At 47.4% G+C, this 19,987-nt stretch carries 10 protein-coding genes; all 10 read left to right on the forward strand.

From position 1 onward, the window contains the following. Window positions 1-30: 30 nt before the first annotated feature. The 10 genes from VYM24_RS03070 (at window position 31) to VYM24_RS03115 (ending at window position 19,944) form a co-directional block, all read left to right on the forward strand. Entirely contained in the window at window positions 31-1,551 is a 1,521-nt protein-coding gene (locus VYM24_RS03070) for a RagB/SusD family nutrient uptake outer membrane protein (protein ID WP_291551035.1), read from the forward strand. A gap of 296 nt (window positions 1,552-1,847) precedes the next feature. After that, on the forward strand, window positions 1,848-4,205 hold the full coding sequence (bglX, locus tag VYM24_RS03075; protein ID WP_330941416.1) for a beta-glucosidase BglX: 2,358 nt from the start codon (window positions 1,848-1,850) through the stop codon (window positions 4,203-4,205). Between the two features lie 97 nt (window positions 4,206-4,302). Beyond that, window positions 4,303-5,637 carry a glucoamylase family protein gene (locus tag VYM24_RS03080; protein ID WP_330941417.1) on the forward strand — a complete coding sequence of 445 codons (1,335 nt, stop codon included), beginning with the start codon at window positions 4,303-4,305 and terminating at the stop codon, window positions 5,635-5,637. 292 nt (window positions 5,638-5,929) lie between these two features. After that, complete coding sequence (locus tag VYM24_RS03085) at window positions 5,930-8,998, forward strand: SusC/RagA family TonB-linked outer membrane protein (protein ID WP_291551029.1); 3,069 nt, start codon at window positions 5,930-5,932, stop codon at window positions 8,996-8,998. Between the two features lie 28 nt (window positions 8,999-9,026). After that, on the forward strand, window positions 9,027-10,493 hold the full coding sequence (locus VYM24_RS03090) for a RagB/SusD family nutrient uptake outer membrane protein (RefSeq protein WP_330941418.1): 1,467 nt from the start codon (window positions 9,027-9,029) through the stop codon (window positions 10,491-10,493). Between the two features lie 107 nt (window positions 10,494-10,600). Then, window positions 10,601-12,922 (forward strand): beta-glucosidase BglX, encoded by a 2,322-nt coding sequence (bglX, locus tag VYM24_RS03095; protein ID WP_299091672.1) that lies wholly within the window; start codon window positions 10,601-10,603, stop codon window positions 12,920-12,922. 26 nt (window positions 12,923-12,948) lie between these two features. After that, a complete protein-coding gene (locus VYM24_RS03100) occupies window positions 12,949-13,809 on the forward strand; it encodes an endonuclease/exonuclease/phosphatase family protein (protein WP_330941419.1) in 861 nt (286 codons plus the stop codon). A gap of 8 nt (window positions 13,810-13,817) precedes the next feature. Beyond that, the gene (locus VYM24_RS03105; protein WP_330941420.1) at window positions 13,818-15,140 is read left to right on the forward strand and encodes a glucoamylase family protein; all 1,323 of its coding nucleotides are present in this window, start codon (window positions 13,818-13,820) and stop codon (window positions 15,138-15,140) included. A gap of 627 nt (window positions 15,141-15,767) precedes the next feature. Continuing rightward, entirely contained in the window at window positions 15,768-18,596 is a 2,829-nt protein-coding gene (locus VYM24_RS03110) for a triple tyrosine motif-containing protein (RefSeq protein ID WP_330941421.1), read from the forward strand. A 127-nt stretch (window positions 18,597-18,723) separates the two neighbouring features. After that, window positions 18,724-19,944: an alpha/beta hydrolase family protein gene (locus VYM24_RS03115; RefSeq protein WP_330941422.1), complete on the forward strand. Its 1,221-nt coding sequence runs from the start codon at window positions 18,724-18,726 to the stop codon at window positions 19,942-19,944. Window positions 19,945-19,987: the final 43 nt, after the last annotated feature.

Raw genomic sequence — 19,987 nt, forward strand, 5'->3', positions numbered from 1 at the left:
ATATTATAATAACCATAACAACAAAAGATTATGAAGATAAAGAAATATATCCTATCCCTGCTGATTGGCACGACCGCCCTCTCATTCAGTTCCTGTAATGACTTTCTGGACCGTGACCCGTTAGGCCAATTCACGGAAGACGACGCCCCCAACGCCCTTGTAGGCGGAAAGATATTCAACGTTTACTACCTGATGCGTTCGTATGACATCACCGCAGGTATTCCCGCTTTCATGGTACACATGGTTCGCAGCGAGGATTCCGAAAAGGGTAGTGATGCCGGCGACGGCGGTAACGAAGCTGCCATGTGGGATGATTTCGAGTACACAGCCTCCAACGGCCCGTTAGCCGCTTACTGGGGTCAGAACTACAAAATCATCTACCAATGTAATGAAATCTTAGACGACATTGCCAACAGCGACCATAAGGACGACACCGAATCCATCCGCAACCGTGGCGAAGCCCTCTTCTTCCGTGCTTACTGCTACTTCAACCTGGTACGCGCCTTTGGTGAAGTCCCCCTAGTGACCATCAAAGTAGTGGAAGCCTCCGATGCCAACGTCCCCAAAACCACTGCCGAAAAGATATACGAACAGATTGACAAAGACCTGACCGAAGCCGAAAAGTGCCTGCCCTTGAGATGGGACAGCGACTACACGGGACGGCTCACCTGGGGTGCCGCACGTTCCCTGCACGCACGGACCTACATGATGCGTAACGACTGGGACAATATGTATACAGCCTCTACCGAAGTCGTCAACTCCGGCATTTATAACCTGAATACTCCGGTTGATAAAGTCTTCACCGTAGAAGGCGAGAATTGTGGCGAAAGTATCTTCGAATTGCAATGCGAAGCCACCGATGCCATGAAAGAAGACGGTAGCATCGGCAGCCAATTCTGCCAGGTACAGGGTGTGCGCGGAGCAGGCAACTGGGACTTAGGATGGGGTTGGCACATGGCCACCACCCTGATGGGCAAAGCTTACGAACCGGGCGATCCGCGTAAGAATGCTACACTGCTTTACTTCCGCCGTAGTGATGACGAGCCTATCACAGAGGAAAATACAAACACACCCTACGGTGAATCACCCGTATCTACGGCCATGGGCGCTTACTTCAACAAGAAAGCCTATACCGACCCGGCATTACGCCGCAAGTATACCCGCATGGGCTTTTGGGTAAATATCCGTCTGATCCGCTACCCGGACGTGCTGCTGATGGCCGCCGAATCTGCCAACGAAAAAGGTTTGATGGGCGAAGCAAGCGGTTATCTGGAGCAAGTACGTGCGCATGCCCGCGGCACACTGACCAATGTACTTCCCAAAGTAGAGTCTCTGGATCAGAATGTATTGCGTGAAGCTATCCGTCACGAACGCCGCGTAGAACTTGGATTAGAGCCCGACCGCTTCTATGACCTCGTACGCTGGGGTATCGCACAAGAAGTGCTTCAGGCTGCCGGAAAGAACTACCAGCCTAAAAATGCACTGTTGCCATTGCCGCAAACAGAGATAGACAAATCGAATGGTGTATTGGTACAGAATCCGGACTATTAAACAACTCAAGTTACGCAAGCATCAACAAGCCGTGCAACCGCAGAGTTTATCAGAAAAGCCTGCGGAGGCTAAGAAGCTAAGCTGCAAGATTCTTTTCTTTCCACCATGAGAAACTTTTCTTTCTACCGTGGAGAAAGTTTCTTTCCATCATGGTGGAAAGAAAAGTTCCTCATGATGGAAAGAATAAACAGATGCCACTTCCCGGCTTAGCAATAGGTAAGAAAATCCTTAAATGCCGCGGTCGGATTGCTTACGGCAAGCCATACTCATTTTATTATCTTAAAACATAGAAATATATGAAAGCAATATTCAAAAAAGCAAGCCTGTTGCTGATGGGTGCCCTGATGGGCATAGCATCTGCACAGGCGCAAAAGTCTCCACAAGACATGGATCGCTTCATCGACGCACTGATGAAGAAGATGACCGTGGAAGAGAAAATCGGACAATTGAACCTACCCGTCACGGGAGACATCACCACGGGACAGGCCAAGAGCAGCGACGTAGCCACAAAGATTGAAAAAGGATTGGTGGGCGGACTCTTCAACCTGAAAGGGGTAGACCGTATTCTTGAAGTGCAAAAGCTGGCAGTAGAGAAATCACGCCTCGGCATTCCCCTGCTGTTCGGCATGGATGTGATACACGGGTACGAAACCATCTTCCCTATTCCATTGGGATTGTCCTGTACCTGGGATATGGCAGATATTGAAAAATCCGCCCGTATTGCAGCCATCGAAGCAAGTGCCGACGGCATTTCCTGGACATTCAGTCCGATGGTAGACATCAGTCGCGACCCACGTTGGGGACGTGTCAGTGAAGGCTCGGGAGAAGATCCGTTCCTGGGTGGAGCTATCGCACAGGCAATGGTATACGGATACCAGGGTGCCAATCTGCAAGACCAGTTGCACCGCAACGATGAAATCATGGCTTGCGTAAAGCACTTTGCACTGTATGGAGCCGGAGAAGCCGGACGCGACTATAACACAGTAGATATGAGCCGCAACCGGATGTTCAATGAGTTTATGTACCCGTATGAGGCTGCCGTAGAGGCCGGAGTGGGTAGTGTAATGGCGTCATTCAATGAAATAGACGGTATTCCCGCCACCGGAAACAAGTGGCTGCTGAGTGATTTGCTGCGTGGTCAGTGGGGCTTCGAAGGGTTTGTGGTAACGGACTTCACAGGCATTTCAGAGATGATAGAGCATGGTGTCGGCGACTTGCAGACCGTCAGTGCACTCGCTCTTAATGCAGGGGTGGACATGGATATGGTAAGTGAAGGCTTCGTCGGTACACTGATGAAATCCATTAAAGAAGGAAAAGTAAGAATGGGCACGTTGAATACAGCCTGTCGCCGGATATTGGAAGCGAAATACAAGCTGGGACTGTTCGATAATCCTTATAAATACTGCGACGTGAACCGTCCGAAACGGGATATCTTCACAAAAGAGCATCGTGACGCCGCCCGCAAGATTGCCGGCGAAAGTTTTGTTCTTCTGAAGAATACCCCCGCCACCGCACAGCCACTCGTAGCTCATAACTCGTCAACCGTAGCTGCTTCACCCGTGCTTCCGTTGAAGAAGCAAGGTACAGCTGCCGTCATCGGCCCTCTCGGAAATACCCGCAGCAACATGCCGGGCACCTGGAGCGTAGCCGCACGCCTCAACGATTATCCTTCTTTATACGAAGGCTTGAAAGAAATGATGGCAGGCAAAGTTAACATCACCTATGCCAAAGGTAGTAACCTCATCGGCGATGCAGCTTACGAAGAACGTGCCACCATGTTCGGCCGTTCATTGAACCGCGACAATCGCACGGACCAGGAGTTACTGGACGAGGCACTGAAAGTTGCAGCCGGTGCCGATGTTATCGTAGCTGCTCTGGGAGAGTCTTCTGAAATGAGCGGTGAAAGTTCAAGCCGCACCGAACTCGGCTTGCCCGATGTACAGCATACTTTATTGGAAGCCTTACTGAAAACAGGCAAACCCGTAGTACTAACCCTCTTTACCGGTCGGCCGTTGACGCTGAACTGGGAACAGGAGCATGTACCTGCCATCCTGAACGTATGGTTCGGAGGCAGTGAAGCGGCTTATGCCATTGGCGATGTTCTGTTCGGTGACGTCAATCCGAGTGGAAAACTAACCATGACTTTCCCGAAGAATGTAGGCCAGATACCTTTGTTCTACAATCATAAGAATACCGGTCGGCCACTGGCGGCAGGCAAATGGTTCGAAAAGTTCCGTTCAAATTATCTGGATGTGGATAACGAACCGCTGTATCCCTTCGGCTATGGATTGTCATATACCACTTTCCAGTACAGTGACATTGCATTGAGCACACCGACATTGGGAAAAGATGGTTCCGTTACAGCCGTAGTCACCGTCACCAATACAGGCAAACATGACGGTGCGGAAGTAGTTCAACTCTATATCCGCGACCTCGTAGGAAGCATCACCCGCCCTGTACGCGAGTTGAAAGGTTTCAATAAAATCTTCCTTCGCGCTGGAGAAAGCAAAACAGTATCATTCACTATCACGCGTGATCTGCTTCGCTTCTATGATTACGACCTGAACCACGTAGCCGAACCAGGTGACTTTGATATCATGATCGGTGGAAACAGCCAGGCTGTGAAGACGGCGAAGTTGACGCTGAGCAAGTGACAAGCTACGAGCTACAAGTGCCTTTCGGACTACACAGCGCAGCCACTTGTAGCTTGTAGCTCGTAGCTTATTTATCATCCCTAACCCCTTATTAATTATGAAACAATTAACAACCTACCTTCCCCTCCTCTTATTGCTTCTCCTCGGAGCCTGCAAGAATGCCAAGACCGGAAGTGCCGCCCAACTTACCGATGATGCCCTCATGGACACCGTTCAACGGCGAACCTTCAATTACTTCTGGGAAGGCGCGGAGCCTAACAGCGGTCTTGCCCCCGAGCGTATCCACATGGATGGTATCTACCCCGAAAAAGACCAAAACGTCATTACTTCCGGCGGTAGCGGCTTTGGCATTATGGCGATACTTTCAGGTATCGACCGCAACTACATCACTCGTGAAGAAGGTCTGGCACGTATGGAAAAGATAGTCTCTTTCCTTGAAAAAGCCGACCGCTTCCACGGTGCCTATCCTCACTGGTGGTATGGAGATACCGGCAAGGTAAAGCCTTTCGGACAGAAAGACAACGGTGGCGACCTCGTAGAAACAGCTTTCCTTATACAAGGATTGCTTGCCGTACACCAATATTACGTCAACGGTTCTCCCCAAGAACAGGCACTTGCCAAACGCATCGATACCCTTTGGCGTGATGTCGACTGGAATTTCTATCGCCAGGGCGATCAGAATGTACTCTACTGGCATTGGAGTCCCGAATACGGCTGGGCAATGGACTTCCCCGTACATGGTTACAACGAATGTCTCATCATGTACCTGCTTGCCGCTGCCTCACCCACGCACGGCGTTCCCGCCTCCGTCTATCATGAGGGATGGGCACAGAACGGCGCCATCGTCGCCCCCCACAAAGTAGAAGATATCGAACTTCATCTGCGCTATCAGGGTTGTGAAGCAGGTCCCCTCTTCTGGGCACATTATTCCTTCCTCGGATTAGATCCGACTCATCTAAAAGATGAATACTGCGCCAGCTATTTCGATGAAATGCGTAATCTGACTCTCGTGAACCGTGCTTATTGCATCCGAAATCCGAAGCACTACAAAGGTTTCGGTCCGGACTGTTGGGGACTGACTGCCAGCTACTCCGTCAACGGATATGCCGCCCACATGCCGAACGAGCGGGATGACCAGGGAGTCATCTCTCCTACCGCCGCTCTTTCGTCCATCGTCTATACCCCGGACTATTCGCTCGCTGTGATGCGCCATCTCTATGATATGGGCGATAAGCTATTCGGTCCTTATGGTTTCTACGATGCTTTCTCCGAAACAGAGAACTGGTATCCCAAACGATATCTTGCCATCGATCAGGGACCTATTGCCGTCATGATAGAGAACTACCGTACTGGTCTGCTATGGAAACTATTTATGAGCCATCCGGATGTACAAAACGGATTGCGGAAACTGGGATTCTCAACAGATAAATAAATAAGAAAAGCCGGAAGCAGTACACAAACCTGTTCCCGGCTTTTACTTTTCCTCAAGGTCACTCACACCGTCCTTATTCTTTATCCATCTAATAAACAATGCATTAAATTGATTTGAGTAGTAAATGAGTAGTCCCCAATTTGTTAAAAATCAGGGATATGTATTGGTGGTGAATATCTTTTTTGCAGTTCGCACATCGAAATTTCTACATTTGCGATGAAGTTTAATTCGAGCACTGCGCAGAGCTAAGAAGAAAACAAAAAGAGTTATCCACCTAAAAAAATTTAATGCGATGAAGAGTAAAACACATCTTCTGAAAAAAGCCTTATGGCTAAAGAATCTATTCTTGACGGCGTGCCTCATATTGGTAGCAATGCCCGTACTCTCCCAGACAAGAACAGTAACAGGTACCGTAACCGACACATCGGGTGACGCACTGATTGGTGTATCCATCCTCGTGCAAGGTACCAGCAACGGTGTAGTTACCGATTTAGACGGTAAATATACATTAACGAACGTTCCGGAAAACGGAACACTCACTTTTAGTTATATAGGTATGTTGCCACAAGATATAAAAGTGAACGGACGTTCGGCTATCAATGTGACATTGAAAGAGGACTCACAGCAATTGGAAGAAATTATCGTAATAGGTTATGGTGCTGCAAAGGCCAAAGACTTGACGGCTCCCATTACCGTAGTAAAAGGTGAGGCCCTGACTGCCGTACCTTCTACTACCCCTATGGCAGCCCTCCAAGGAAAAGTTCCCGGTGTCAATATCGTAAATAATGGTGCCCCGGGTGAAGGTCCTACCGTACAGATCCGTGGTATCGGTTCATTCTCCAACAGTAAGCCGTTGTTCGTTGTAGACGGCATGTTCTACGACAACATCAACTTCCTGAACAATGCGGATATTCAGGAAATGTCTATCCTGAAAGATGCTTCGGCCGCCGCTATCTATGGTGTACGTGCTGCAAACGGTGTAGTTCTCATCACCACCAAAAAAGGTTCGCGCAACCAGAAAGCGAAGATCACTTATGACGGTTATGTAGGTATCCAGAAAGCATCCAATGTGCTCGAACTCTGTAATGCACACGAATATGCAACCATGCTTCTCGAAGGTAACTTCGACTCCTATAAGACCCACTTCATACAGTCCATCGACAAATACGGCGGTAGCTATGATGACCCCGACTTCCATAATTGGACCTTTGGAGCAGACAATGACTGGTACGACCAGCTTCTGCGCACTGCCGCTATCACAAACCACAGTTTAAACATTAACGGTGGTTCCGAAAAAGCGGTGTATGCTGTCGGCGTAAGCTATTTGTATCAAGACGGCATTATGGATGTTGACAACAACTACAAACGTCTGAACTTCCGTGGATCTGTCGATTATGATGCTACGAATTGGCTGAAAGTAGGTTTTAACGGTGTGTTCAGTAACTCCACCCAGCAAGTGCCCAACAATCAGGCATGGCAGAAAGCGTTCAACTGTCCTCCCATCGTAGCTCTTTATGATGATAAGTACAATGAAAAGTCCTTCCCTGACAAATTTGGTTCTCCGGATGCAATCGGTTATACATCAAACTTCTATAATCCTATCGCAACTGCCAAGTATTTCGATTCAAGCAAAGAAAACTATCAGGTATTGAGCAACTTCTACGCTCAGATTGATTTTATTCCCAGCAAATTGAATTTCAAGACAAACTATTCCTATAGTTTCCTCTCTACCCAAGGTCGTGAGTTTACTCCGAAATACTACGTAAGCAGCTGGCAACAATCAGCCACCACTCAGCTTACAAAGAACGAAAACAAGTATTACAACTATATCTGGGATAATACCCTGACTTATAATGACCAATGGGGCAAACACAGATTTGGCGCCATGGCAGGTTACTCCATGCGTCAGGAACAATGGCGTATGTTCGAAGGTAAAGCAAGCAACGTTCCCGATGGAGCAGACGAATACTGGTACATCAAGAACGGTGATGCAGCAGGTGCTACCGTAAAAGACGACGGTTACTGCTATAGAGGTGTTTCTTACTTCGCCCGTCTGAACTACAACTATGATGACAAATATCTGTTGATGTTCACAATGCGTGCTGATGGTTCCAGCAAATATCAGGAACATTGGGGTTACTTCCCTTCAGTAGGTGCAGCCTGGGTTCTGTCCGAAGAATCATTCTTGAAAGATCAGAAATGGATTGACTTCCTGAAACTGCGTGCAAGCTGGGGTAAGCTGGGTAACGACCAAGTAGCAGCAAGCGATGGTTTCGCTTCTATCGCAACCGGTAACGCTGCATCCGGTGTATTTGGTAATTCTACCATTGCAGGTTATCAGAACAGTACATACTTCAGTTGGTTAAAGTGGGAAGTTGTTGAAGAATGGAATGCAGGCATCAACTTCATTACCCTCAACAACCGTCTGAATATCGACGTTGACTATTATCACCGTATGACTAATAATGCTGTAATCGCTCCGCTGCTCCCATTCAGCACCACCACCCTTGCCGGAAACTATGGTAAGATTCTCAACTCCGGTATCGATGTAAGTGCCAACTGGAACGATAAAATCGGTAGAGACTTCTCATACAATATCGGTGTAAACATCTCTACTTTGAGAAACCGTGTGAAAGATCTGAACGGCAACAGCATCATCAGAGGTGGTAAGACCGTTAATATCGTAGGTAAAGAAATGAACTCATTCTATGGCTTCAAAATGATAGGCGTTTATCAGACAGAGGAAGAAATTGCCGCTGATCCTATTGCAATGGCCAACGGTTGTGTACCGGGTGACTTAAAGTATGCCGACCTCGATGGAAACAATGTCCTTGACGGAAACGACCGTACTACATTAGGTTCTTATATTCCTAATTTTACTTACGGTATCAACCTCGGCCTTAACTACAAGAACCTCGACTTCCAGCTGACTACCTACGGACAGGCCGGTGCCCAGATGTTCAACCGTAAACGTGCGCTTCGTTATTCTTCACAAAATTACAACTTCGACCGCGCCCAATATGAAAAACGCTGGACAGGCCCGGGTTCCACAAACTCCAATCCGTCGGCTGCCGCCCTGCTGAAACCTTGGAACGTAAGCGACCAAAAGTATAGCTCTTACTTTGTAGAAAGTGCCGACTACTTCCGTATTCAGAATATTACGCTTGGTTATACATTCCGTAACCTCAAGTTTGGTAACTATACCATGCCGGGCTTACGCCTGAGTCTGACTGCCGACCGTCCGTTCACAACTTTCAAGGCCAACGCATTCACTCCTGAATTGTCCGACAGCCAAGGTTGGGATACCGAAGTATATCCTTTGACATCGACTTACACCTTAGGTTTGAAAATTGATTTCTAAGAAATAACCCATTAATAATTTAGAACTAATGAAAACATTAATAAGACCTTTTATATATATAATGTCCGCCTTGATGGTATTATCGTTCGCATCCTGTAATGATTTTCTGGACAAAGAGCCTGAAGGAAAGGTGCCGGAAGAGAAGGTGGATTATACTAATATCAGCAATATGTACCAGCCGGTATCAGGCGTATATGCAAAGATTCGCACCAGCGGTTTGCACTGGGTGATCTGGGAAATTACTACGATTCGCGACCAGGACGTATTCAGCGGTCAGTGGAATGGCAGCGACTATTACAACCTGAGCGAATATAAGTATAATGATTCTTTCTGGGGCTTCAACGAATTGTGGATGCAATATTACAATATTATCAAAACTGCCAATGCAGCTATTGAATCGTTAGACCTGTACGCTGAGAATATCACCAACGACAGCGACATGAAAAACTATAAGGCATATCGTGGTGAAGTGATGTTTATGCGCGCTTATGCTTACTATCGTCTGGTGCAGGCGTTTGGTCCGGTTACCATCCTCCGCGACAATAATCAGGTTGATTTGAGCCGCTCCACTGCCAATGCAGTAAACAAATATGCATTGGAAGATTTGCAGTACGGCATTGATAATATGCCGCGTATCCGTCCGAACCAAAGTGAGCACAAAGGAGCCGTTACAGCATTTTCTGCCGAAATGCTAGCGGCCAAGTTTCACCTGAACATGGGTAACTATGCAAAGGTAGAAGAACTGACAGACGATATCATCGAGCATGGTAATTTCTCACTCTACCCCGACTTCTACCAGTTATGGAAGATTCCCGGAAAGCTCTGTGACGAGTCTATGTTCGAATGTCAGATGACTGACTTCGGCAATGGTTCCGGTGATCTGATTGACGGTGACCAATGGTTTGTTTGTCAAGGCCCCAACAACTCCGGCAGTGACATCAGCGGTTGGGGAGACTGCGGCATCCTGAAATCTTTCCGTGACTGGGCTTACGAACGCGGAGAAACAATACGTGCCACCACTTCCTTCCTGCTGGCAGGAGAAACAACACCGGACGGTGACTATATTCAGCCACAGATAGATCCGAAAAAGACCGACTGCTGGAACGGTAAGGCATACACCCCGCTGAACCAATTGACACCGGGACGTACGAAATACGGTACAAACAACAATGCGCGTATTTTCCGCTATGCTGATGTCCTCTTGATGAATGCCGAGGCTAAAATCAAAAATGGCAAGAATGGTGACGCTCCGTTCAATGAAGTAAGAAGACGTGCCAAGATGCCGGAACTTACCAATGTAACTTTCCAGCAAGTTATTGACGAACGCCGTATGGAACTGATGTGCGAATGGGGCGAACGTTATAACGACCTTGTACGCACCGGTCTGGCAAAAACAGAATTGAAAGGCTGGTCTGAGGATAAGGCACTTTTGCCGCTTCCTTTCAATCAGTACACTCAGATTCCCGATTTGCTGAAAGACCCGAAGGATGAGTAACCTTATGAATTAATTTAGTTTTCGCAAGTTAATGATAACAACATACAGATTGCACCGGATTATCATTAACTTGCGAAACTTAAATAAATGCCCAAACAAAACATATCATGAAGAAAGTTTTCAGAAAAACAAGCTTATTGCTGGCTACTGCCCTGATGGGTGTTACCGGTATGCAGGCACAAAAAGCTCCGCAGGACATGGATCGCTTCATCGACGCACTGATGAAGAAGATGACTGTAGAAGAGAAAATCGGTCAGCTAAACCTGCCCGTTTCCGGTGAAATCGTGACCGGACAAGCACAGAACAGCGATGTAGCCAAAAAGATTGAGCAAGGATGGGTAGGCGGACTTCTCAATCTGAAAGGAGTGGAGAAAATCCGCGATGTACAGAAACTTGCCATAGAGAAATCACGCCTGGGTATCCCCTTGATATTCGGTATGGATGTGGTGCATGGCTACGAAACAATCTTCCCTATTCCATTGGGGCTCTCTTGCTCATGGGATATGGACGCTATCAGAAAGTCCGCCCGCATTGCTGCTACCGAAGCCAGTGCCGATGGCATCTCATGGACATTCAGCCCGATGGTAGATATCAGCCGTGATCCGCGCTGGGGACGTGTCAGCGAGGGTAACGGTGAAGACCCGTTTCTGGGAGGTGCCATCGCTAAAGCAATGGTGTCGGGGTATCAGGGAGTGGACCTCAACAATCAGTTGAAACGAAACGATGAGATCATGGCATGCGTAAAGCATTTCGCTCTGTACGGAGCCGGAGAAGCCGGACGCGATTACAACACTGTGGATATGAGCCGCAACCGCATGTTCAACGAATACCTATACCCTTACCAGGCTGCTGTAGAGGCTGGTGTAGGTAGCGTTATGGCTTCTTTCAATGAAATAGACGGTGTGCCCGCCACAGCCAACAAGTGGTTGATGACCGACGTACTGCGCAAACAATGGGGGTTCGACGGTTTTGTAGTGACGGACTTCACGGGAATTTCTGAAATGGTTGCGCATGGTATCGGTGACTTACAGACAGTTTCGGCACGTGCGCTCAATGCAGGCGTAGATATGGACATGGTGAGCGAAGGCTTCATTGGTACCATTAAAAAGTCTATAGCCGAAGGAAAGGTTGACATGAAAACACTGGACAAGGCTTGTCGCCGTATCCTTGAGGCCAAGTATAAGCTGGGATTGTTTGATAACCCTTACAAATATTGTGACCTGAAGCGCCCGAAACGGGATATCTTCACCAAAGAACACCGTGATGTTGCCCGCAAGATAGCAAGTGAAAGCTTTGTACTTTTAAAGAATCAACCGGTAAAAACCGGTCAGGCTCCTGTATTGCCATTGGCAAAGAAAGGTACGGTTGCCGTTATAGGTCCATTGGCAAATACCCGCAGCAACATGCCGGGAACATGGAGTGTAGCTGCACGCCTCAACGATTATCCTTCTGTATATGAAGGGTTGAAAGAGATGATGGCAGGTAAGGTGAACATCACTTATGCCAAGGGCAGCAACCTCAGTAGTGACGCCGCTTACGAAGAACGCGCCACCATGTTTGGACGTTCGCTGAACCGTGACAACCGCACAGACAAGGAAATGCTGGAAGAAGCGTTGAAGGTAGCGGCAAATGCAGATGTCATCGTTGCCGCTTTAGGTGAATCTTCTGAAATGAGCGGAGAAAGTTCAAGCCGGACAGATCTGAATATTCCCGATGTACAACGCACATTACTGGAAGCATTGTTGAAGACCGGAAAACCGGTTGTATTGACCCTCTTCACTGGCCGTCCATTGACACTGACCTGGGAACAGGAAAATGTACCCGCTATCCTGAATGTATGGTTCGGCGGAAGCGAGGCTGCCTATGCTATCGGCGATGTACTGTTCGGTGACGTAAATCCAAGTGGCAAACTGACCATGACATTCCCGAAGAATGTAGGGCAGATCCCTTTATTCTATAATCATAAGAACACCGGCCGCCCTTTGAAAGAAGGGAAATGGTTCGAGAAGTTCCGCAGCAACTATCTGGATGTTGACAATGATCCGCTGTATCCGTTCGGTTACGGTTTGTCATACACCACATTCCAATACGGAGACATTACTTTAAGCGCTCCTGCAATGAATCAGGACGGTTCTGTAACCGCTGTAGTAACAGTGACCAATACCGGTAAGCGGGATGGTGCGGAAGTGGTACAACTATATATCCGCGACTTGGTGGGAAGCATTACCCGCCCGGTGAAAGAGTTGAAAGGCTTCGAAAAAATCTTCCTCAAAGCTGGTGAGAGTAAGACGGTCTCTTTCAGAATTACCCCGGAATTGTTGCACTTCTACGACTATGATCTCAACTATGTAGCGGAACCGGGAGACTTTGAGGTAATGATTGGCGGTAACAGCCAGCATGTAAAGACAGCCCGTTTGAGCTTAAAGTGATAATTCAGAATAAAAACAAAGGAAACATGAAACACATAGCTTTACTGACCTGCGTGTGTGGCCTGATGCTTCTTGGCAGTTGCAAAAACCAGTCTGCACAGAATGAACAGCCACTGGAGGTGATGACCTTTAATGTTCGCCTGGATGCTCCTTCGGACAGTGCCAATAACTGGAAATATCGCAAAGATAACGTCTGCCAAATGATTACCTACTATCAGCCCGACCTGCTGGGTATGCAGGAAGTACGTCACAATCAAATGAAAGACCTGAAACAAGGTCTTCCCCAATACACCGCTTTAGGCGTAGGGCGTGACGATGGCAAGGAAGCAGGCGAATATTGCCCGATATTCTTCAACAGCCACCGGTTCACACTGGTGGAATACGGCAATTTCTCTCTCAGTGAACAGCCCGAAACCATCGGTATCAAAGGTTGGGATGCCTCCTACAACCGTATCACGACCTGGGCCATACTGCAAGAAAAGAGTAACGGTAAAAAGCTGGTATTCTTCAACACCCATCTGGACAACGACGGAGAGACAGCCCGTAAAGAAGGCGTACAACTCATTCTGGACAAGATTAAAGAGATTGCCCCGCACATGCCGGCCATCATCACCGGCGACTTCAATTGTACTCCCGATGAGATACCTCTGCAGACTCTCGAAAAAGGAGGAATGGAAAATGCGTCGAAGGTGGCAGCCGTTACGTACGGTCCATCCTGGTCTTTCCATGATTTCGGTCGGCTACCACTGGAAGAACGAGTCTTGCTGGACTATGTGTTCGTGAGCGGCGGCATGAAAACGAACCGTTATCGTGTCATTCAGGACAGGCCGGAGAATGGCTTCCTTTCTGATCACGATCCTGTACTTGTTGATGTAATCCTTCAATAGAAATAGGTATGAAGACACAATATAGCTTATTATTGCTCCTGTTGTTGCTGGGCTTTACACAATGTAAAAGCCCGGCAGCAAAACCGGACCGGATAAGCGACGAAGCCCTGATGGACACCCTGCAACGCCGTACCTTCAATTACTTTTGGGAAGGAGCCGAACCTAATAGCGGACTGGCATGCGAACGTATCCATATAGATGGTATCTATCCCGAAGATGACCAGAATGTAGTGACCACCGGTGGCAGTGGCTTCGGAATCATGGCTGTGCTGGCAGGCATCGACCGCGGTTACGTCACCCGTGCAGAAGGACTGGCACGCATGGAGCGCATCGTCTCTTTTCTTGAAACAGCCGACCGTTTCCACGGTGCCTACCCGCACTGGTGGTTCGGAGATACCGGACGGGTAAAACCTTTCGGGCAGAAAGACAATGGCGGTGACCTCGTGGAAACCGCTTTCCTGATGCAGGGTCTGCTTGCCGTACACCAATATTACATCAACGGCTCCCCCGCAGAACAAGCCCTTGCCGGGCGCATTGACACACTGTGGCGTGAAGTTGACTGGGATTTCTATCGCCGGAACGATCAGAATGTACTCTATTGGCATTGGAGTCCCGAATACGGCTGGGAAATGAATTTCCCCGTACACGGTTACAACGAGTGTCTCATTATGTATATTCTTGCCGCTGCCTCCCCCACGCACAGCATTCCCGCAGCTGTCTATCATGAAGGTTGGGCAGAGAAAGGCGCCATTGTCGATCCCCACAAGGTAGAAGATATCGAACTTCACCTGCGCTATCAAGGTTGTGATGCCGGTCCCCTCTTTTGGGCACACTATTCTTTCCTCGGACTGGACCCGACAAATTTATCCGATAAGTATTGTCCCGATTATTTCAATGAAATGCGCGATCTTACTCTGATCAACCGCGCCTATTGCATCCGCAACCCGAAGCAGTGGAAAGGTTTTGGTCCTGATTGTTGGGGACTGACCGCCAGTTACTCTGTCAACGGCTACTATGCCCATGCTCCGAACGAGTCGGCAGATCACGGAGTCATCTCTCCCACTGCCGCTCTTTCTTCCATTGTCTATACTCCGGAATACTCACTGGAAGTGATGCGCTATCTCTATGGAATGGGAGACAAGGTATTGGGACCTTATGGCTTCTATGACGCTTTCAGCGAAACGGAAGATTGGTATCCTAAACGCTATCTTGCCATCGACCAGGGGCCTATAGCTGTAATGATAGAAAATTACCGTACCGGTTTGCTGTGGAAACTATTCATGAGCCATCCCGATGTACAGACAGGGCTAAAGAAACTGGGATTTAGATAAGCCCACCACAGAGTTCAATCTATAAATAATGCGAATCAGTAGTTGAAATAGATTCATCAGGGGATAGATATGTATAGATAATAATAAAAAATCATTTACAACCATCTATACTCCGATACCATCGCTTTACAGATGAAATTTCTCCGGTTAAATAGGCGTTAACTCCTAAGCTTGGGAGCAACGCATTCCTAAGCTTGGGAGTAATGCACTCCTAAGCTTGGGAGTAACGCACTCCTAAGCTTGGGAGTTAACACCCCCCTAAAATGGGAGGTACTACCCCCTCTACAATACGCTGTAGCGTGGGTCAGTAAAATTCGGCTTGTTCAGTCACTGAAATCGGAAGATAGGGAAAAAGAAGAGAAATATAAAAAGACAGGCGTATAAAATTATCAACATTCAGCCTGTAGCCAATAAAAAAACTTAAAGAGATGGTATGATGAAAGTTTACTTTAAAAACCATCAATAATGAGCCTGATTCAACTGCTGATTCGTATAGTGAAACTCTGTGTTACTCTGTGGTGAATAAAGAAAATCCCCTATATTTTTACTCTAACCTTAAATTAATTATCTTTGCCCCGAAGAATAACAATAAGGTCATGACCTTTTCTAATCTTTATTCAACCTATTATGGACATCCGAAAAAACATTATCATAACCTGTGTGTCCCTTTTTGTATGCGCCACCATACTCGCCAACCAGAAACCTTATGTCACCAACCTCTCACGTGACAAATACCACGCTGCCAATAAGAACTGGTCTATCGGGCAAGATGAGAAAGGCATCATGTACTTCGGCAACAGCATCGGCCTGCTGGCATCCGACGGCATGGAATGGAAACTCTTTCAAACACCTGATGCCAGTCTCGTACGCGCCATAGCCGTAGAATCCCACCACACCATTTACAGTGGTGGTTCCGAAGACCTGGGACGCTGGGATCGAGACCAATCGGGAGAACTGAAATACACTTCACTAAAAGGATTAATCAATGGAGATAACCCACTCGACAATCAAAGTTTTTGGCGTATCTGGATTGAAGGCGACAAAGTGTATTTCCAGTCTTTCAGTCATATCTACGTATACGATCACCACACCATCACCCCCATTGATGGGCCAAACGCCTTTTTACTTCTTCTGAAGGTACGTAATGAATACTGGGTACAAGAAATGTACGGTGCACTTTATCAGTTGCATAACGGCATACTCAACAAAATCCCCGGGAGCGAATTCCTGAACGGTACCACTACTCGTGTCATCTTACCCTACGATACCGACCGTTATCTGGTAGGCACCTCCACCGGTGCAATCTATATCTACGATCAAAAGAACTTTATCCCTTGGAACCTCTCCCTCTCGCGGCAATTGAGAGGGCAGGAACTGAACTGCGCCATCTATTCCGCCAAACGGAACACCTATTATCTGGGCACACAGCTCAGTGGCATATATGAAGTAGATACCCATGGAAATATCCTCAATCACTTCTCCACTGCTAACATTCTTCAGAATAACACTGTTCTATCCCTTTACGAAGATAATCAAAATAACATCTGGGTAGCCCTTGACCGTGGGCTCGCTTACATCCGGTATACCGATGGGCTAAGTTACTACCGTTCCACAGACGGTAGCTTCGGCGGCATATACGATGCTACTATCTGGCACGACAATCTGCTCATCGGAACGAATCAGGGAATTTACTACACCCGCCATGACAAACTCAATGATCTGGATATGTTTTCTTCCCTCAAATTGATAGAGGGCACTCAGGGGCAGGTATGGTCCTTCCGTAAAATAGACGGACGGTTATTTTGCGCACATACTAACGGACTGCTGGAAATTTTTCCCGATCTTCATATCCGTCACCCGTATCGAGTCAATACAGGAGTCTTCCGCACCCTGGAGGCAACCATCAATGGAAAACAAATACAGATTATCATTACCTACGATGAACTCCTGATATTAAACAGAACTACCGGAGAGCTAAATTCCATGCGCCAGATCTCCGACCCGATATATAATGCCGAAGTAGATCATTTAGGAAACATCTGGCTGGAAACCAGCAGTCGCGGTGTCTACAAATGCCGTCTGAATGACGAACAGAGCGCCTTCCGATACTATACGTATTACGGTCATGAGAAGGACAGCTCACTTCCTGCCCGCCTGCAATTATTCAAATCGGGCGGACGCATCCTATTCTTAGGCAATGATCAATTTTATATCTATGATGAGGTCAACGACAACTTGCAACTTGAGCAGCATCTGAACCGGTGTTTCGAAACGATACACGATCTGAAACGTATCGTGCCCATCGACAGTGAAGAAAGCTGGGCCATCACCGGCTCATCTGTCTACCGTTTCTTCTACGACGGATACATTGCCCGCATCCGCGAAGCATATAAGGTGGAAGCTGACAATCTTTCACTCATCACCGCTTATGAGAATATTTCCGTTCTCAATGACTCCCTCTCACTTATTTGCCTGGATGCAGGTTTTATCCTTCATGACTCTCATCGCAGCAAACGGCAAACTGTGGAACTTTCCGCCCCTAACCTGGAATTCATTCATGCCGGAAAAGAACTGAATGCAGGTTTCATGGACCTCAACAAAACCGTTCATATCCCCCATAAAGACAATACGGTAACTGTCGGCTTCTCTGTCAATGCTGCCTTTGCCGGAAATCTTTTCGTTCAATACCAACTGGAAGAAATGGACAGTACCTGGAGTGCCCCAAAGCGACTGAACAGCATTTCCTACGCCCGCTTGCCGCAAGGCAAATACACACTTCGCCTGCGTACCACGGACGGACTGAACAATTACTCACCGGATACTCTTCTGGAATTCGACGTACTTCCTCCCTGGTACAATACTGTCTGGTGGTATCTTACCTGTTGCTTACTCATTATCACCGCTCTGTTCGGCACCTTCTACCTGATGAAACGACGTCTGCAAACCAAACACTTGCGTAGAATGAAATCTCAGGAAGCTACACGCCTGCGCTTGATGAACGAGCAACTGCAAAATGAAATCGAGGAAAAAGATGCCGAGATCTTTACCCAGACCTCTTTCATCATCCACAAGAACGAACTCATCCTGAAACTGAAAGAGATGATAGATGAGATTTGTTCCCGTAATACGCAGAAAGCCTTATTACCTCTTTATCAGAAAATAAATACGTTGCTTGCCAATAACCTCGATACGGAAGATGACTGGAAAATGTTCCTTATCAAGTTCGAACAGAAGCACCGCAACTTCTTCAAACGGTTGAAAGAGGCGCATCCGCAGCTAACCAACAATGACTTGCGCCTCTGTGCCTGCCTCAAGCTGAATATGGAAACTAAGGATATTGCCTCATTAATGAACCTTTCGGTTCGTGCAGTAGAGAATAACCGATACCGATTGCGAAAGAAGCTTGACCTGAAACCTACACAGAACCTGAATGAGTACTTTTTGAATATAGATTAATAAAAACGAAATCTATTCCTCTAATCATGTAACACCATGAAAAGTATCTGTAACATCCTACTAACCGGTTAAAAAAAACATCGTCTATCTTTGCCAACAGATGTAAACCTCTTAAAAAGATAGAAACATGAAAAACTGGAAAACACGTTTATGGGTACTGATTGTTCTGCTGAACATGGGTATGGGCATTTCCACATTTGCACAGAAAATCCCCTTAGTCTACACTGTGGAAAATACGGGAATAAAGAATCCTGTACCCGTGTTGCCGGGTATCGATGAACTGCCGGTGGTAAAAACACTGACCGATCCCTTCCAATGGTCCGATGGCAGTGGCCGTTCAACCAACTTCAAGGACTGGAGCCGACGGCGTGCAGAGATAGCCCGTGAAATAGAACACTACGAAATCGGCGAGAAACCCGTAGTGTCGAAAAAAGACATTACTGCGGATATCGTGGATGATACCCTTAGAGTAAATGTAACAGTGAACGGACAAACGCTCACCCTGAAAGCAAAGATTACTTATCCGGCAGGTAAAGGCCCTTTCCCAGCTATCATTGGAATAGGCAGAGGTACGGGTAGTCTTCCCCCCGCCATCTTCACGAGCCGCAATATAGCACAAATCGCATTCAACTTCACACAAGTCATGTCGCACACACAAAAGCGCGGCAACGAGCCTATCAACAAACTTTATCCTGACCGTATGGACATGGGAGCCTATTGCGCCTGGTCCTGGGGAGTGAGCCGTATCATTGACGGATTGGAAATCGTAGGTAAAAAGAGCAAGATAGATACCAAACGACTGGCCATATCCGGTTGTTCCTTCGCCGGGAAAATGGCTCTTTTTGCCGGAGCATTCGATGAGCGTATTGCACTGACCATTGCTCAGGAACCGGGTGGTGGCGGTGCGGCAGCATGGCGTGTTTCCGAAACACTGGGTGAAGTGGAAACTTTGGGAAGGACCAGTCATGCCTGGTTTAAGGAAAGTATGTTCCAGTATAAAGAAGATAATGTATCGAAATTGCCGTATGACCACCACGAACTGTGTGCCATGATAGCACCGCGTGCACTGCTGGTACTCGGAAACCCGGACTATGTATGGCTGGCAGATGAATCGGGTTATGTCTCCTGCCGTGCTGCCCGTAAAGTATGGGAAACCTTCGGCATTGCCGACAGAATGGGCTTCTCCATCGTAGGCGGACATGGGCACTGCCAACTGCCCGAGAGTCAGTATCCTGAAGTAGAAGCATTTGTCGATAAGTTCCTGCTTGGAAAGAAAGACACGAATACAGAAGTAACCATTGCGCCACTTTACGAAAAGGTGGACTATGAGCGCTGGTTATTCCACTAAAACTCTTTATCTTTGGGGGTATAACACTTACTAATACCCCCAA

Source organism: Bacteroides sp. MSB163 (genome assembly GCF_036416795.1).
Lineage (GTDB): Bacteria > Bacteroidota > Bacteroidia > Bacteroidales > Bacteroidaceae > Bacteroides > Bacteroides maternus.

What these genes read in the sequence shown, in the direction of transcription:
- VYM24_RS03070 (WP_291551035.1), top strand. Translation starts at nt 31, where the DNA reads ATGAAGATAAAGAAATATATCCTATCCCTGCTGATTGGCACGACCGCC.
- bglX (WP_330941416.1), top strand. Translation starts at nt 1,848, where the DNA reads ATGAAAGCAATATTCAAAAAAGCAAGCCTGTTGCTGATGGGTGCCCTG.
- VYM24_RS03080 (WP_330941417.1), top strand. Translation starts at nt 4,303, where the DNA reads ATGAAACAATTAACAACCTACCTTCCCCTCCTCTTATTGCTTCTCCTC.
- VYM24_RS03085 (WP_291551029.1), top strand. Translation starts at nt 5,930, where the DNA reads ATGAAGAGTAAAACACATCTTCTGAAAAAAGCCTTATGGCTAAAGAAT.
- VYM24_RS03090 (WP_330941418.1), top strand. Translation starts at nt 9,027, where the DNA reads ATGAAAACATTAATAAGACCTTTTATATATATAATGTCCGCCTTGATG.
- bglX (WP_299091672.1), top strand. Translation starts at nt 10,601, where the DNA reads ATGAAGAAAGTTTTCAGAAAAACAAGCTTATTGCTGGCTACTGCCCTG.
- VYM24_RS03100 (WP_330941419.1), top strand. Translation starts at nt 12,949, where the DNA reads ATGAAACACATAGCTTTACTGACCTGCGTGTGTGGCCTGATGCTTCTT.
- VYM24_RS03105 (WP_330941420.1), top strand. Translation starts at nt 13,818, where the DNA reads ATGAAGACACAATATAGCTTATTATTGCTCCTGTTGTTGCTGGGCTTT.
- VYM24_RS03110 (WP_330941421.1), top strand. Translation starts at nt 15,768, where the DNA reads ATGGACATCCGAAAAAACATTATCATAACCTGTGTGTCCCTTTTTGTA.
- VYM24_RS03115 (WP_330941422.1), top strand. Translation starts at nt 18,724, where the DNA reads ATGAAAAACTGGAAAACACGTTTATGGGTACTGATTGTTCTGCTGAAC.